Here is a 13593-nt window from a genome sequence, read left to right as displayed (position 1 = left end):
GCATAGGGCTTTCATCTAACCATGCAAGCATACACAAGTACAACTCAAACAAAGCTTCGGCAAAGGCTATTCCCGGCTGTACTCACAGGCATCAGCGTTTTCATTGTGACTCTGTTATTTTGGCGGGAGTTACTCTTTCAAGAAGACCTTGATGTCAAGAGAAACGTTGAATTAGCAGCAGCTAGTGTTAGTTATCAAATCACAGCCCCGATTGAAATTCGTACACAGGCATTAGTTCGCATGGCTAAGCGCTGGGAGAGACAGGGTGGAACTCCTCAAGCAGAGTGGGAAGCAGATGCTTTCAACGTTTTTCAAGATTTTCCAGGTTTTCAAGCAATTGAATGGGTAGACGAATCATATTATGTACGTTGGATTGTTCCTTTAGCAGGAAATGAAGCCATAAAAAATCTCAACTTGACTTTTGAGAAGCGTCGTCGGACTGCTTTAGACAAAGCCAAACAAACCCGGAAGATGACTGTAACACGTACAGTCACTCTTCCTCAAGGAGGCAAAGGATTTTTAGTGTGTATACCTTTGTTTTCAGACAATGACTTTAATGGATTTGTAATCAGCGTTTTTCGCACGCAGTTATTCTTAGACACTATATTAGACAAGAATCTAACGCAGAAATATAATGTCGCTATTTTTGATGGCAGCGAACAAATCTACGCCAGTCATCAAGAACTTATCAACAGCCAGAAGCAAACTCGATGGACACACAACTCAGAAATCAAAATTGATGGTGTCACATGGAGTGTTCGCGTTTCGCCAACACCGGCATTGCTAGCTCAGCAACGTTCCCCTCTTGCCGATGTAGTGCTAGGTTCAGGCTTGCTAACCGCCGTGCTTTTGGCATCGGGAGTGTACCTGAACCAGAAGTCCAGACGCTATGCTCAACAGGCGAGGGCAATGAATCAGGAATTAGCTCATGAAATCACCGAACGCCAGCAAGCAGAAGCAGCATTACAGAGGTATGCAGCAGAGCTTAAAGACTTGTATGATAATGCACCTTGTGGCTATCACTCTGTAGACATCGAAGGTATCTTCATGGGCATAAATGATACCGAACTCAAGTGGTTGGGTTATACACGCGACGAATTGATTGGAAAGAAAAAGTTTTCTGAGTTGTTGACGGAATCTAGCATCGCAACTTTCCAAAAATGCTTCCCCATTTTCCAGGAGCGTGGTTGGATAAATGATCTGGAATTTCATATGATTCGCAAGGATGGCACCATTTTACCCGTGCTTTTAAGTGCAACTGCCATCAAGGATGAGGCAGGTCAGTTTGTCATGAGTCGGACTACAGTTTTTGATATCAGCGCTCGTAAAGAAGCAGAAGTAGAACTGAGTAACCTGAGTTCTGCTTTAAAAAGTGCGGTAGAAGCCGTCTCCCGCTTGGATGAGCAAGGACATTACATCTATGTCAATCAGGCCTATGCCAGGATGATGAGCTATGAACCACAGGAGATGGTGGGTTTGGAGTCGCAACTCACTGTTTATCCAGAAGATCGGCAAAAAGTGATGGCAGCACATCAAAAAATGCTTAATGACGGTAGGGCAGAAGTAGAAGCCAGAGGTGTGCGTCAAGACGGCTCGGTGTTTGATATGCAAGTGGTTATGGTCAAAGCTTACGGCATACAGCAGAATTACATCGGTTATTACCAATTCATGAAGGATATTAGCGATCGCCGCGAAATAGAAAGGCTCAAAGATGAATTTGTCTCCATCGTCAGCCACGAATTGCGGACTCCCCTAACTTCCATTCGTGGTTCCTTGGGCTTGATGTCTAGTGGTGTACTGCAGACCCAACCCGAAAAAGCTCAACGGATGCTGGAAATTGCAGTCAATAATACTGACCGTTTAATCCGATTAATTAACGACATCCTGGATATCGAACGCATTGAGTCAGGCAAGGTCACAATGACAAAACAAACTTGTGATGCTGCTAGCTTAATGCTTCAGTCAGTAGATGAAATGCGTTCTATGGCAGACAAAGCAGAGGTAACTTTGTCTGTTTCTCCTGTATCAGTTCAGCTTTGGGCAGATCCCGACCGGATTATCCAGACTTTCACCAACTTGCTCAGCAACGCTATTAAATTTTCACCTCCAGGTAGTACTATTTGGCTCAGTGGTGAAGTTTGTCAGAACACGGAGACAGGGGGACACGGTGAGACAGCTTCTCCATCGTCGCAGTCCTACATACTGTTCCAAGTCAAAGACCAAGGAAGAGGTATTCCGGCTGATAAACTCGAAAGCATCTTTGGACGTTTTCAGCAAGTTGATGCCTCTGACGCACGTAAGAAAGGCGGTACTGGCTTAGGGCTTGCGATCTGTCGCAGTATTGTGCAACATCATGGCGGGCGCATTTGGGCAGAGAGCACCCCAGCGAATGGTAGTACTTTCTACATTTCGCTGCCTATACAGCAAGAACAACAGGAAAAGCCTGTTATCCCACTCACTGAGTCTGACTCTAATTATCCATTGGTGTTAGTCTGCGATGATGACTCTTCAGTTCGTATCATGCAGACCATGCTAGAAGAACGTGGCTGCCGAGTAACCACCGTGGCTTCGGGGGAAGAGGCAGTACAACTGGCAGAACAACTACAGCCTGATGTCATTTTACTTAACCTGATGATGCCTGGTATGCATGGTTGGGAAACTCTAGCAGTTTTGAAGCAACAGCCGCAAACTAAAGATATTCCGGTAATTATTCTTAGTAGTTTGATGCCGGATCCTACAGTGGCTCTTCATCCAGGAGTGAACGACTGGATTGTTAAACCGCCGGATGAGGGGTTGTTGTTTCAGGCTTTGAAACGAGCGCTGACAGGAGAACACAGCCAGAGTATTAAAGTTTTAATCGTAGAAGATGATTTAGACTTGGCACAGGTGTTGATTGCGATATTTGAACGTTATGGCATAGAAACTTATCATGCCAAGACAGGACGAGAAGCTTTGCACCTGAGCCAGCGTCTTCTCCCTGATTTGTTGGTGTTGGACTTAGAACTGCCAGAGGTTGATGGTTATGCAATAGTGGAGTGGTTGCGACACCATAGGCGTTTATGTTCAGTGCCTATGGTTGTGTATTCTGCTAAAGACCTAAACCAGTTTGATCAGGAACGGCTAAAACTAGGACAGACTTTATTTCTGACCAAAGGTCGTGTCACAGCAGATGAATTTGAACAGCGTGTCATGGCTCTGCTTATACCAAGCTGCGTTCTAGAACCTCACCCCCGCCCTACTAAGGAGAGGGGTGCCCGTGAGGGCGGGGTGAGGTGAGACCAGCGCTCTTTGGAGGGGAGCCACTGCGTTGGGGAGCCAGCACTGTAGGAGGGCTTCGCTGTGAGCGTTCCGCCGAACGGTTTCCCGACCTAGGTGACTGGCGTCGGTGCCGACAGTCCCGCAAGTAGCGTTCTCCCGCTCTCACCGCATCTGCCGTAAGCGCAAAGGGTCCCGCAGGCTTACGCTTTGCGTGTCCGTGCCTCCTCCGGAGGAGCTTGCGCTAACGCCCTTGGCATGCCGCAGGCATAGGACATACCCGGAGGGTGATACGTATGAATGCAACTTAGTATTAACCGGATTATTTCAGCGCACAAGGGAGGCAACAGTAATGATAGCTAAACGTATTCTTATTATTGATGATGAAGAAGATATCCGAGAAGTCGCTCAACTGACCTTAGAAGCTGTAGGTGGTTGGCAAGTCTTTACTGCTGAATCAGGCTTTAAAGGGTTGCAGTTAGCTGAAGCTGAAAAACCTGATGCTATCGTTCTAGACGTGATGATGCCAGAGATGGATGGTGTTGCGACTTTCCAAAAACTACAAGCAAATCCTGCTACCCAAAACATCCCCGTGATTTTAATGACAGCTAAAGTTCAATCTAGTGACCAACGCCGATTTGCTGAACTTGGCGTGACGGGGCTGATTGCCAAACCTTTCGACCCCATGACTTTAACTGACCAGTTGGCAGAAGCTTTGGGCTGGCATTAGGCATTTGAAAAAATTTTTCCCTTCTCCACAGGTTCTTCATTTTTAGACTTTAACTTTAGAAATATCAGGTGACCCGGGTTTGGAAAATCACTAACTGCAATAAATCAACTACTACAGTCAATTGACTGAAATTACCTTTGGTAGTGAATTATTGCAGAATTCTTAAGGCAATAAACCATTTCTAGAGAAGGGATAATATTCATGTACGAACAAGATTTTGAACAAGAATATCACGAATTTCATTCTGCTGTCGGTTTGTTTGCGTATATTTCAAAGTTTAGAGATAAAGCATTAGTAGAAATTTGTGAACAGACATTAATAATGATACTGGGTTCAAAATACACAACCAATGTCATGAATGCGGCAATGTTTCAGCTAGCTGAGTCTGCTCCTGAAACTTGCCAATGGATTTGGCAAAATTTCCCTGAGCATGAAGCGTGCATTTCATTAAAAGAGTATTTTCTTATACTTGCTATACAACAATTAATTAGCCAAAGTTTCGTTTTAGGTCAAGATTTTAGCGCCACTACTCACGGTACACTACTGATTAATGAAAATGCGAAACTTGCATTAATTCAAAGTCTTTCTCATCAAGATTTGCTTTTACTTGAAGAACTTATTCAAGTGAATGAGCAGGTAGCGCTTTACTAATTCAGGACAAGAGTGAAAGCACAAAGATATTGCACAAAATCAAAAATTATTCTTCAATATTGGAAAAGCTCTATTATGCAACTGAGAAATTTGCTCCATCTCGGAATAAACCCTTTGCAATTCCTACGCCAATGGCTTGAGTCTTTGGAAATTCGTAACTACAAAGCCGCTCAACTATTATGCAAGCTTATTCCATCTCAATGTCCCTTTGAGCGGAAGATTAAACTTTTTAATCAGACCATTTTGTACATTCCCCCCTTGTGTAAGCTAAATCCTTTCTACGAACAATTGGTTATGCTTCGCTTCAAGTCTTTAGTTTATCTTGCAGATGAATGTGGTGAGGATGTTACAGTTTATTGTTGATAAATATATGGGCATAAATACACTATAAATAGTGCAGGCAAGACGCCCACACTAGAAAACAAGAAACCCATAAGAAAAATAAAAAACTTTTCCTACCGCCAAACAAATACTTTCGCTTGGTATGGTTCTATATCAATCATAATGCCATCTTCCCCAGCTTCCACGTCATAATTACCTGTCCACTCGTGCCATGTGCCAGCACTGGGAAACTCAGGAACGTGATATCCACTAAGGTTTTGGTCTGATAAATTTGCCAAGACGACAACACGAGAACGTTCTTCATGCCAACGAACATATGCCAGCACTTTGGCGTCTACATCCTCATGGAAAAACTCAATGTTATCACTTTGCAAAGCGGGATTGTGTTTGCGTAGGACAATAAGTTTTTTATAGTACTCAAATAAATCGCGATTTTGGTCTTTCTCCAACAAAGGCCATGCAATCTTCTTAGGCTGAGTTACAGTTTCACTTTTGCGTTTGTGTTCCCCAAATTCTTCCCCCATCCACAGCATCGGTATACCCATTGCCGTTATCAACAGCACTGCTCCTAACTTGGCTCGTCTAAAGGCATCCTCGTCAAATATACCGCGATCGGCGGAGCCGCGCTGTAGGCGATCGCCCAATTCTCTCAACAGATGTTCGCGATCGTGAGTTGCCAAGTAATTTATGACGTTTATCGCACCCCCATAACCCTGTCGCCTTGGATCTAAAACCTCCTTAAGCTTTTCAAGCTCAAACTTTTCACCGCAAATATGTGGAATTACAAAATAACGAAAACTTTCGTGCCAACAAGCATCTAGCGGTCCTTCTGGAGTCGTAACCTGACTAGTATCAGGAATATGTTCAGCAATGTTGTAAAAGGGTTTGGGTGCAGTGTTCTTTTTCGCTTGTGTGGCTAACCAGTCTAAAAATTCATTGTTAGCCAATTGACGCACTGCATCAAAGCGAATTCCGTCAATGTGATACTCCTGAACCCAAAACCGGACGACATCACCAACGTATTTCCATGCAGGCTTAACGTCTAACTTTTCGTCATAGTTATCATAGTTAAACTCGGGACCCCAGTAATTATCAGGGTCTTCCGGATAATGCATATGTTCGTAATACCAGTAATTCCTGTCAATTTGCAATAATGGGCATTCTTCATCAGTATGGTTATAAATTCCATCAACAAAAACGCGAATACCCCTAGCATGGCACTCGTCTATAAATCGCTTTAAATCTTCTGTTGAGCCGTAGCTGGATTCTGTAGCGAAGTAATGGCGTACTTTGTAGCCCCAACTATAATCACCAGGATACTCATTGACTGGCATCAATTCAATCGCATTAATTCCCAATTCACTAAGATAATCTAACTTTTCAATTGCATCTACATATTTTCCACGTTTGTAAGAGTCAACGTCGCCACCAGTAAAATCAGCAACGTGCATTTCGTATATGACTAATTCATGATTTTCTGGTAACGGCGTATCGTCGTGCTGCCAAACATAAGTATCAACAATCTTTTTGCCGTCTTTAATTCTTACTATACCGACTTTTCGCTCTTCATCAACGTCTGTTGCATAGGGGTCGATAACATCTACCCATTGATCCGGCTCAAAATTTGGACTTTTCGTTTGAACACGGAACTTATATTGATAGACACCATCTTCTAATTCTACTTGAATGCGGAAATAACCATCCTCTCCTTTTTCCATTGGTATCTCTTTCCACTCCGAAAAAGACCCAATTAAAGCGGCTCCTTGATTACGAGGAGCAAACAAATTAAATTCAATTAAACTTGCCATTTCAACTGCTTAATAAATTCAATCAAGTCAATGACAGGAAATTTAAATATTTTGTAATATACATATTAATAAATCTTCTTTCTTGAGTTATATTTATTTTTTATTGAAAATACACCCTACATTTTTCGCCAATTGGATGGCGGTAAAGAAGTAAAAAGTGAGAAAAAAGCGGGAAATAGCATTCTCTAATTCCCACTTTATTTAGCAATCCTCCGCACATTTGTGTGAAAGTGCCTGCGCGTTCAAACAAAGTAGCGTGCCGCAGGCATAGGCGAGTGCGTATCCAAAGGACTCAGCGCATAAATCGAAAAGCTCAGATTCCCGACTTCTTAAAGAAGTCGGGAATCTTGTTGTTCACAAATGATTTACGATTGCTATTTCAATGCATTTATGAAAAGATAAGTATTTTTTTAAGCAGCTGGTGCAGCGGCAGTTGTTACAGTGCGATTATCTAGGATAGGCTTGCGGGTTTTGAGGTCAAATTTGTATCCGTGTGGCAGAATATGAAGTCTTGCTCCGCAAACTGCCAAAGCCTCATCCTTCAGGATTTCGTCAACATTGCTGTGTATAACCTCTGAATCATCGACAACTGTAACAGAGCCTTCCCCAATCACTTCAAACTGGCTATCAGTCACGACGATCGCCGTGTTCTCGTCAATGCCAAATCCTAAAACAGCAGGCTGCTGTGCCAAAGCTGCAATTAAGCGTCCCAACCGTCCGCGTTGCGAGAAATGCTGATCAATGACAACCCCTGGTAGGAAAGCCAAACCGGGACCCATGTCCACAATTTCCATCCGAGGGTTTGTCTCTGAGTCGCCTTCCACAATCATGACGTCTGGCATCACAGCGGCTCCCGCGCTTGTCCCTCCGACAACTATGCCTTCAGAGCAGCGTTTGTGAATAGCTTTATCAATTTCAGTGTCCTTAAGGACGCTGGTGATCCGGGCTTGGTCTCCTCCAGTAAAAAATACACCAGTGGCTTTATCAATCGCTTCTAACGCTGTAGACGAAGACCCATCTTCTCGGCTTTCGGTGTCAAGTATACGAACATCCTCCGCTCCTAGCCGCTCAAACACTCTAATATAATTCTCTCCGACTTCTCTTGGCAGTTCTGTCGCCGCCGTCATAATGACAATCCTGGCTTTAGTACCCCCAGCACGGCGAACGAATTCCCGAAGAATTTGGCAATCCCCCTCCTTATCTTCCGCTCCCCCAATAATGACCAATTGTCGTTTAATTTCACTGTCTACCATAGAGCCTCTTCATACGAGTTATTTCTTTCTATAAAACATGATCATTAAAGCTATAAAAACTCCCATTTGGTAGAGTAAAATACAAAAAATAAATATGTATTATGTAGTAGGTGGTGTTGAGACGCTAAATAGTACTATATAAAAAAGAATAGAAATAACTACTCTGTGATCACAAAAGGTCAAAATAAATAAAAACTCAAAACTCAGAACGGCTAACAGTCTTTGATTTTGAAATTGCAGAAAGCTTGTATCCACTTCTGTATTGGTCTTAAGCACAGCTTTTGCAATTGACAAGCCTCTAGAAAACTTCTCTAGAGGCTTTGTTGTCTTGATTAATTTTTGAAACTAAACAAAAAGAGTGTTAGTTATCCACTCTTTGTCCATCGTCATCACTCTTAAGCCACTCGGAATACAAATCTTCTTTTATCGAACTGGTTTGATTCGTCTCATTCTGGTTGGAAACTAGTACTTTGAGGGTCGTTTGGTAAGCGTTATTAACTAGTTCATGACCGTAACCAATCACTACTCCAGATTCGCCTGTTTTTTGGTGAATTGCACAATCGCCAACAGTAAGCATAATAACTGCCTTGTTGTTCAATTAATTTGTCCTTCGTATTGTTCTCCGAGTGTTCAATTAGTTACCTCAACCTTTTGATATATTTTATACAACATTTCTTAACAAAATAAATAAGTCTAAAGGTAGGTGAGCTATTTACTTTAAGGGACTTAGAAAAAATAATTCCAGCGTCTAGTAAGGACTATAAAAAATATCCACAAACCATCTACCCAAATTGGATAGCTTATCCGCATCCAGATCTAATAAACGTTGAATAACGAAGTCGAGGCGTGGGAGATCTCAAAGTTGTACTTTATTCAATTTTTCAGAATTCTTAGCAAGAATTGCAACAAAACAATGAAGCTTAAGTAAAAGGCAAAAGGTAAAAGGTAAAAAGTCAAATGATTTAGTTTTCCTTTTTCCTTTTTCCTTTTCCTTACTCTACACCTGATGCTTATTTAATATTAGCTCTAGCATCCCTAACTGCAGCAACGAAAAATAATCCTGTCAGTGGAATGCTTAATGCCAGAATAATTGCAGTTGTTTGAGTACCCAAGTCCGGTTGTCCAGAAGCGAGTTCAAAAATTGAACCTACAGCTGCTATAGCTGTGATACAAGAACCAGCCAGAAATAAACCGCTTTTTGGAGTAACTGTATTCACTACCTGACCACCCTATGCTACTGGTTTTACAGCTTGATGTGAAAAGCCATGCTTAGATAGCTCTTGGGCCAAAGCCAAAGAATTATCTACACGATCTACAAATACCACACCATTGAGGTGATCCATCTCGTGTTGAATACAGCGTCCGAGCAAATCTCCAGCTTTTAATGTCCGGGGACGCCCATACTCGTCTTTGTAAGAAATTTCTACAACTTGCGGGCGCTTCACATCCATGTAGACACCTGGAATGCTCAAACATCCTTCCTGCGCCACACAAATTTCGCGACTAGCCTGCTTGATAGTCGGGTTAATCAACACCAGTGGTGGGTTAGCTGGGTTATCTGGTTCGCAGTCAATGACAATCAGTTGTTTGTGAATTCCCACTTGGGGTGCAGCCAAACCAATGCCATCCTTACTGTACATGGTTTGCAACATTTCACGTACCACTTGACGAAGTTCCTCATCGATTTTAGACACGCGCTTAGCTGGTTGACGGAGGACGCGATCGCCTAGGTAATGAAGTTCTAATGGTGGATTTTTTAACTTTTTCTTCTCAACGGCGATTTCTATAGGCATGATGCTGTAACTCGCTCTTTTAGGCTTGGTCTTATATAGTGTAAGTTCTTTAATCTTAACAATTTCAGCCCCCCAGTTCGATTGGGTAAAACCCACCATCAAGGAATGCAACACTTACACCTACCGATGGCACTGTTATCCAGGTTAATCGAGAGTGGCAACTTAAATAACCTCGACTCCTTCACCCTGTCCTTAAGGGGCTTTGTCGTATTAATAGGTTCAAGCTTAATCTGGAACCACAATGTTTTCTAAGCCCACCTCAGCTGGCGGGTATTGTGGATTCATCGACTCAAGCGTATCGGCAATTGTACGAGCAACAACGAGATTACGATACCACTTTTTGTTAGCTGGCACCACATACCAGGGAGCATAAGCAGTCGAGCAATTATTAATTGCATCTTGAAACGCTGCTTGGTAATCATCCCAAAACTGACGCTCTTTGATGTCATTGCTAGAAAACTTCCAGTGCTTATTTGGGTTGTTTAGCCGACTTTCCAAACGTCGTTTTTGTTCATCTTTAGAAATGTGGAGAAAAAACTTAATCACTCTGATATTGTTCAGAGTCAGCATATGCTCGAACTCATTAATCAGATGATAGCGCTCCTGCCAAACCTCCTTGGGTACTAACTGCTTCACCCTCACAATCAGCACATCTTCATAGTGAGAGCGGTTGAAGATAGAAATCATCCCGCGTTGCGGTGTCCGCTGATGGTAACGCCAGAGAAAGTCGTGACTTGACTCCTCATCACTTGGCTTTTTGAAAGACCACACTTGGCAACCTTGGGGGTTCAATCCGCCAAAAACGTGTTTGATTGTGCCATCTTTGCCACCTGTGTCCATTGCTTGCAGCACAATCAATAGGCTGCGATTATGTTCAGCATACAACTTTTCTTGCAAATTCTGAAGGCGATCGCGCTGGTGTTCGAGTTCATCTTCAGCGTCTTTTTTGTGTTTGTAATCTTCAGAGCTGTTCGGATCAAGATCAGCTAAAACAATTGGCTGTTCTGGTCGAACTCGATAGCGGGCATAGTTTGGTTTTGGTGGCGGGGATACTACAATTTTCTCTGGAGTCATTTCTGATGCCACCTCGGTTGTCGCTTTTGCTGCCGCATGGAAAGCTTCAGACTTACGCTCTTTTGCAGTCAAAATCTTGTCTGGTAGATTGCTTGGTGTGTTCATCGCAATTTCCTTATGGAAAGAGTTTTGTAGGATTGTTTCTTAACTTAAGGAAATTGAGTGAAAACTACCTCTATCAATGGTCAACGAAATTAACTGTTCTAGGAGACATATTGTAGGACTTCATATCAAGCTTAGTACGTGGCGGTTGCCCGTAACGCACTGTTATTCCGGGCGATCGCCTGTTTAAACTGAATGAACCATGCTTTATTAAAAGTGGGGTGTTAGAAGGTAAAAAATGATAATAATTGTTACCCTTTATCATTTATAATTCTTCATAATAATTTAAGAATTATAAATATGCACTCTCAATGGGAAGCTTTGCTGAAAAATCTCGGTGAATGGCAAGGTTCATTTACCCGTGTCTCGCCTCAAGGTGAACTTCTGGAAGATATTCCCAGCAGAGTTTCCTTAGAAGGATTGAACAACAACCAAACAATCCGCCAGACTATAAGTCTGGGGGGAAGTGAAAAGGTTTTAGAATACTCTTCCTTGGGACGAAGTACGCTGTTTTTTGAAAATGGGGCGTTTTCGCAAGGTTCAATCCAGTTAGGACCATTTTCTGAATTTGGGGCAGAACTTGGGTTAATTCACGAAAATCGCCGCTTACGCCTCGTTCAGTTATTTGACAAAAACCTCCAGCTAGACAAAGTTACCCTCATTCGAGAACATCTGGCGGGAACTCAACCAGAACAACGTCCACCTTTAAGAGTAGATGACCTTCTGGGAGAATGGCAGGGTGAAGCAGTCACAATATATCCAGATTGGCGTCCTCCCCAGAATTACCCTACCAAAATGCAATTAGAACTTAATGAGTCTGGGCGACTAAGGCAAAGCTTAACCTTTAGTGAACGGACGATTACTTCAACGGCGACTGTTAAAGAGTCTATCATCGACTTCGACGAAGATCCGCAAAAGCAGATACAAGTATTACTCCTACCCGATGGTGCTTCTGCCACTTCACCACTTAAACTGCAATTACGTCAACCACTTTTTCTTGAAGTCGGTTGGCTTATCCAACCCGACTTGCGCCAGCGGATGATTCGCAGCTACAGCGACAAAGGCGAGTGGGTGAACCTGACTTTAGTGACAGAACGTCGGGTTGCTTCTGTTAACTAAATGTTTGAGAATTTTGACGAACTGCTCATAAATTGAGTAAATTCACCGTCTTTAAATGTCTCTTCCCAATTGGTGGGTAGGCGATAGGGATTAGGATTATCTTTTGTGGGTACATACATGAAGATGTACTCACACTTAACTCCATCTAGTTTGGTTTCCGGAGTTATACCCCAATCTCCAATATATGCGCCTGTAAGAATTGCACCTCTAAAATCAGTTCTGTCTAATTGCGCTTTTGTAAGGTTAGCTCTGGAAATATCCGCATTTTGCAAGTTAGATTCATTAAGCCTAGCTGCAATCAAGCTAGCATCTCTGATATTCGCTCCCTGCAAATTGATACCTTGCAGGTTCCAGCCATCGAAATTTTTGTTCTGCAAGTCTTTTGTTATCAGCAATTGTCGTATATTTTCATCCTCAAGATACGTTGCCCTGATATCAGCAAGGTTCAGGTTTTTCGCTTGAAACCAGCAGGTGCGTGTCAGGATAGATTTGTTGAAATTGGTATTTTTCAGTCTTGCCTGTGTAAAGTCGGCATCTGTTAAATCACTTGCTTGAAAACTGGTTCCGCGTCTTGTTACTAAGCCAAAAGCAATATTGCGAAGCCAGCTTTGCTTCTCATCTTCAAATAAAGCACGGCAACTAACGTCAGTAGACAAGATTAATGTTAATACTGCTACTGTCACTGCCAGTGCTCCTGCTGTGACACCACCTACCTTTGCCGCTGCAACAACCACTGCTCCGGCTACCGCGCCTGCCATTGCTACTGTTACTGCTACTACAAATAGCCCAGCTATAGCCCCTGCCACGACCGCTGCCCCAGCTATAACTACCAGCCCTGTTGCAGCCACAACCACTCCTACAGCACCTGTGACCACCACTGTCACCACCCCTGCCAATTCCATCACCCGTGTCTGACTGCCTGCGCCAACCCATGCTACTGCCACGACCCCTGCCCATACTACTGCTGCAACTCCAGCACATACAACTGCCACTGCCAAAAATCCACAGGCTGCTGCGACTCCTCGGCGCAGAGTGGTGAGAAAAAAGACTAACAATACTATTAAGCTGATGGCACTAACATAGATATTTTCACGGTTCCCATTTACTACTATGAATCCTAACAGAGAGCCACCGACAGCCGATAGCAATCCTGATAGTGCCGACAGCAGTAATGCAGATATTAGTATGGTAATTGCCCAACGGCGTTGCAGTCCCGCTCTCGCATGGCTGAAGTTTGCTCCTCTAAGGATGGCATTTGTGAAGTCAGTACCTTGGATATCGCAATAGGAAAAATCTGCACCTGTTAAGTCTTGCCCTTTGAAGGATTTGCCTTTGAGCTTAGCACGGCGGTAGTTTTGAGCCACGTTCAATTACAATAAAACTCAGGTACTTTTAACTACAAGTTGTAGAATATCAGTTTTTGGCAGCTTTAGATATCTGTCAGGTGTCTTAGTTATTTTAGTTGA

The 13593-nt window shown here is 43.0% G+C and carries 12 protein-coding genes; 5 read left to right on the top strand and 7 right to left on the bottom strand.

Annotated features, from left to right (window positions below; translation table 11 throughout):
- Positions 1 to 21 precede the first annotated feature (21 nt).
- The 4 genes from ACM0OZ_RS10510 (at position 22) to ACM0OZ_RS10495 (ending at position 4999) form a co-directional block, all read left to right on the top strand.
- Positions 22 to 3276: a response regulator gene (locus tag ACM0OZ_RS10510; RefSeq protein ID WP_414582742.1), complete on the top strand. Its 3255-nt coding sequence runs from the start codon at positions 22 to 24 to the stop codon at positions 3274 to 3276.
- A gap of 331 nt (positions 3277 to 3607) precedes the next feature.
- Positions 3608 to 3985, top strand: coding sequence for a response regulator (locus ACM0OZ_RS10505; RefSeq protein ID WP_414582741.1), 378 nt, complete (start codon positions 3608 to 3610; stop codon positions 3983 to 3985).
- Between the two features lie 201 nt (positions 3986 to 4186).
- Complete coding sequence (locus ACM0OZ_RS10500) at positions 4187 to 4636, top strand: hypothetical protein (protein WP_414582740.1); 450 nt, start codon at positions 4187 to 4189, stop codon at positions 4634 to 4636.
- A 75-nt stretch (positions 4637 to 4711) separates the two neighbouring features.
- Positions 4712 to 4999 (top strand): Mo-dependent nitrogenase C-terminal domain-containing protein, encoded by a 288-nt coding sequence (locus ACM0OZ_RS10495; protein ID WP_414582739.1) that lies wholly within the window; start codon positions 4712 to 4714, stop codon positions 4997 to 4999.
- A gap of 92 nt (positions 5000 to 5091) precedes the next feature.
- On the opposite strand, the gene ACM0OZ_RS10490 is transcribed toward ACM0OZ_RS10495, so the two are convergent.
- The 6 genes from ACM0OZ_RS10490 to ACM0OZ_RS10465 form a co-directional block, all read right to left on the bottom strand.
- Positions 5092 to 6786, bottom strand: a complete 1695-nt coding sequence (locus ACM0OZ_RS10490) for an alpha-amylase family glycosyl hydrolase (protein WP_414582738.1) — start codon at positions 6784 to 6786, stop codon at positions 5092 to 5094.
- A 410-nt stretch (positions 6787 to 7196) separates the two neighbouring features.
- Positions 7197 to 8039: a cyanophycinase gene (locus ACM0OZ_RS10485; RefSeq protein WP_414582737.1), complete on the bottom strand. Its 843-nt coding sequence runs from the start codon at positions 8037 to 8039 to the stop codon at positions 7197 to 7199.
- Between the two features lie 361 nt (positions 8040 to 8400).
- Positions 8401 to 8616 (bottom strand): hypothetical protein, encoded by a 216-nt coding sequence (locus tag ACM0OZ_RS10480; RefSeq protein WP_073634522.1) that lies wholly within the window; start codon positions 8614 to 8616, stop codon positions 8401 to 8403.
- A gap of 433 nt (positions 8617 to 9049) precedes the next feature.
- Positions 9050 to 9256 carry a hypothetical protein gene (locus ACM0OZ_RS10475; protein WP_073634512.1) on the bottom strand — a complete coding sequence of 69 codons (207 nt, stop codon included), beginning with the start codon at positions 9254 to 9256 and terminating at the stop codon, positions 9050 to 9052.
- Positions 9257 to 9268: 12 nt separating this feature from the next.
- Complete coding sequence (gene def, locus ACM0OZ_RS10470; RefSeq protein ID WP_041032243.1) at positions 9269 to 9832, bottom strand: peptide deformylase; 564 nt, start codon at positions 9830 to 9832, stop codon at positions 9269 to 9271.
- A 225-nt stretch (positions 9833 to 10057) separates the two neighbouring features.
- On the bottom strand, positions 10058 to 11011 hold the full coding sequence (locus ACM0OZ_RS10465) for a polyphosphate kinase 2 family protein (RefSeq protein ID WP_414582736.1): 954 nt from the start codon (positions 11009 to 11011) through the stop codon (positions 10058 to 10060).
- Positions 11012 to 11308: 297 nt separating this feature from the next.
- Here ACM0OZ_RS10465 and ACM0OZ_RS10460 point away from each other — a divergent pair, with 297 nt between their 5' ends.
- Positions 11309 to 12127: a DUF3598 family protein gene (locus ACM0OZ_RS10460; protein ID WP_414582735.1), complete on the top strand. Its 819-nt coding sequence runs from the start codon at positions 11309 to 11311 to the stop codon at positions 12125 to 12127.
- On the opposite strand, the gene ACM0OZ_RS10455 is transcribed toward ACM0OZ_RS10460, so the two are convergent.
- Positions 12124 to 13491 carry a pentapeptide repeat-containing protein gene (locus tag ACM0OZ_RS10455; RefSeq protein ID WP_414582734.1) on the bottom strand — a complete coding sequence of 456 codons (1368 nt, stop codon included), beginning with the start codon at positions 13489 to 13491 and terminating at the stop codon, positions 12124 to 12126. The genes ACM0OZ_RS10460 and ACM0OZ_RS10455 overlap by 4 nt on opposite strands.
- Positions 13492 to 13593 lie beyond the last annotated feature (102 nt).

The organism is Scytonema sp. PCC 10023, from assembly GCF_963920835.1.
Taxonomy (GTDB): domain Bacteria; phylum Cyanobacteriota; class Cyanobacteriia; order Cyanobacteriales; family Nostocaceae; genus Kalymmatonema.
Note: the sequence above shows the minus strand (reverse complement) of the source record. Positions and strands in the feature narration are given on the sequence as shown.

Bases quoted from the DNA above. Each gene is read 5' to 3' on its own strand.
- ACM0OZ_RS10510 (WP_414582742.1), top strand. From the start codon at position 22: ATGCAAGCATACACAAGTACAACTCAAACAAAGCTTCGGCAAAGGCTA.
- ACM0OZ_RS10505 (WP_414582741.1), top strand. From the start codon at position 3,608: ATGATAGCTAAACGTATTCTTATTATTGATGATGAAGAAGATATCCGA.
- ACM0OZ_RS10500 (WP_414582740.1), top strand. From the start codon at position 4,187: ATGTACGAACAAGATTTTGAACAAGAATATCACGAATTTCATTCTGCT.
- ACM0OZ_RS10495 (WP_414582739.1), top strand. From the start codon at position 4,712: ATGCAACTGAGAAATTTGCTCCATCTCGGAATAAACCCTTTGCAATTC.
- ACM0OZ_RS10490 (WP_414582738.1), bottom strand. From the start codon at position 6,786: ATGGCAAGTTTAATTGAATTTAATTTGTTTGCTCCTCGTAATCAAGGA.
- ACM0OZ_RS10485 (WP_414582737.1), bottom strand. From the start codon at position 8,039: ATGGTAGACAGTGAAATTAAACGACAATTGGTCATTATTGGGGGAGCG.
- ACM0OZ_RS10480 (WP_073634522.1), bottom strand. From the start codon at position 8,616: ATGCTTACTGTTGGCGATTGTGCAATTCACCAAAAAACAGGCGAATCT.
- def (WP_041032243.1), bottom strand. From the start codon at position 9,832: ATGCCTATAGAAATCGCCGTTGAGAAGAAAAAGTTAAAAAATCCACCA.
- ACM0OZ_RS10465 (WP_414582736.1), bottom strand. From the start codon at position 11,011: ATGAACACACCAAGCAATCTACCAGACAAGATTTTGACTGCAAAAGAG.
- ACM0OZ_RS10460 (WP_414582735.1), top strand. From the start codon at position 11,309: ATGCACTCTCAATGGGAAGCTTTGCTGAAAAATCTCGGTGAATGGCAA.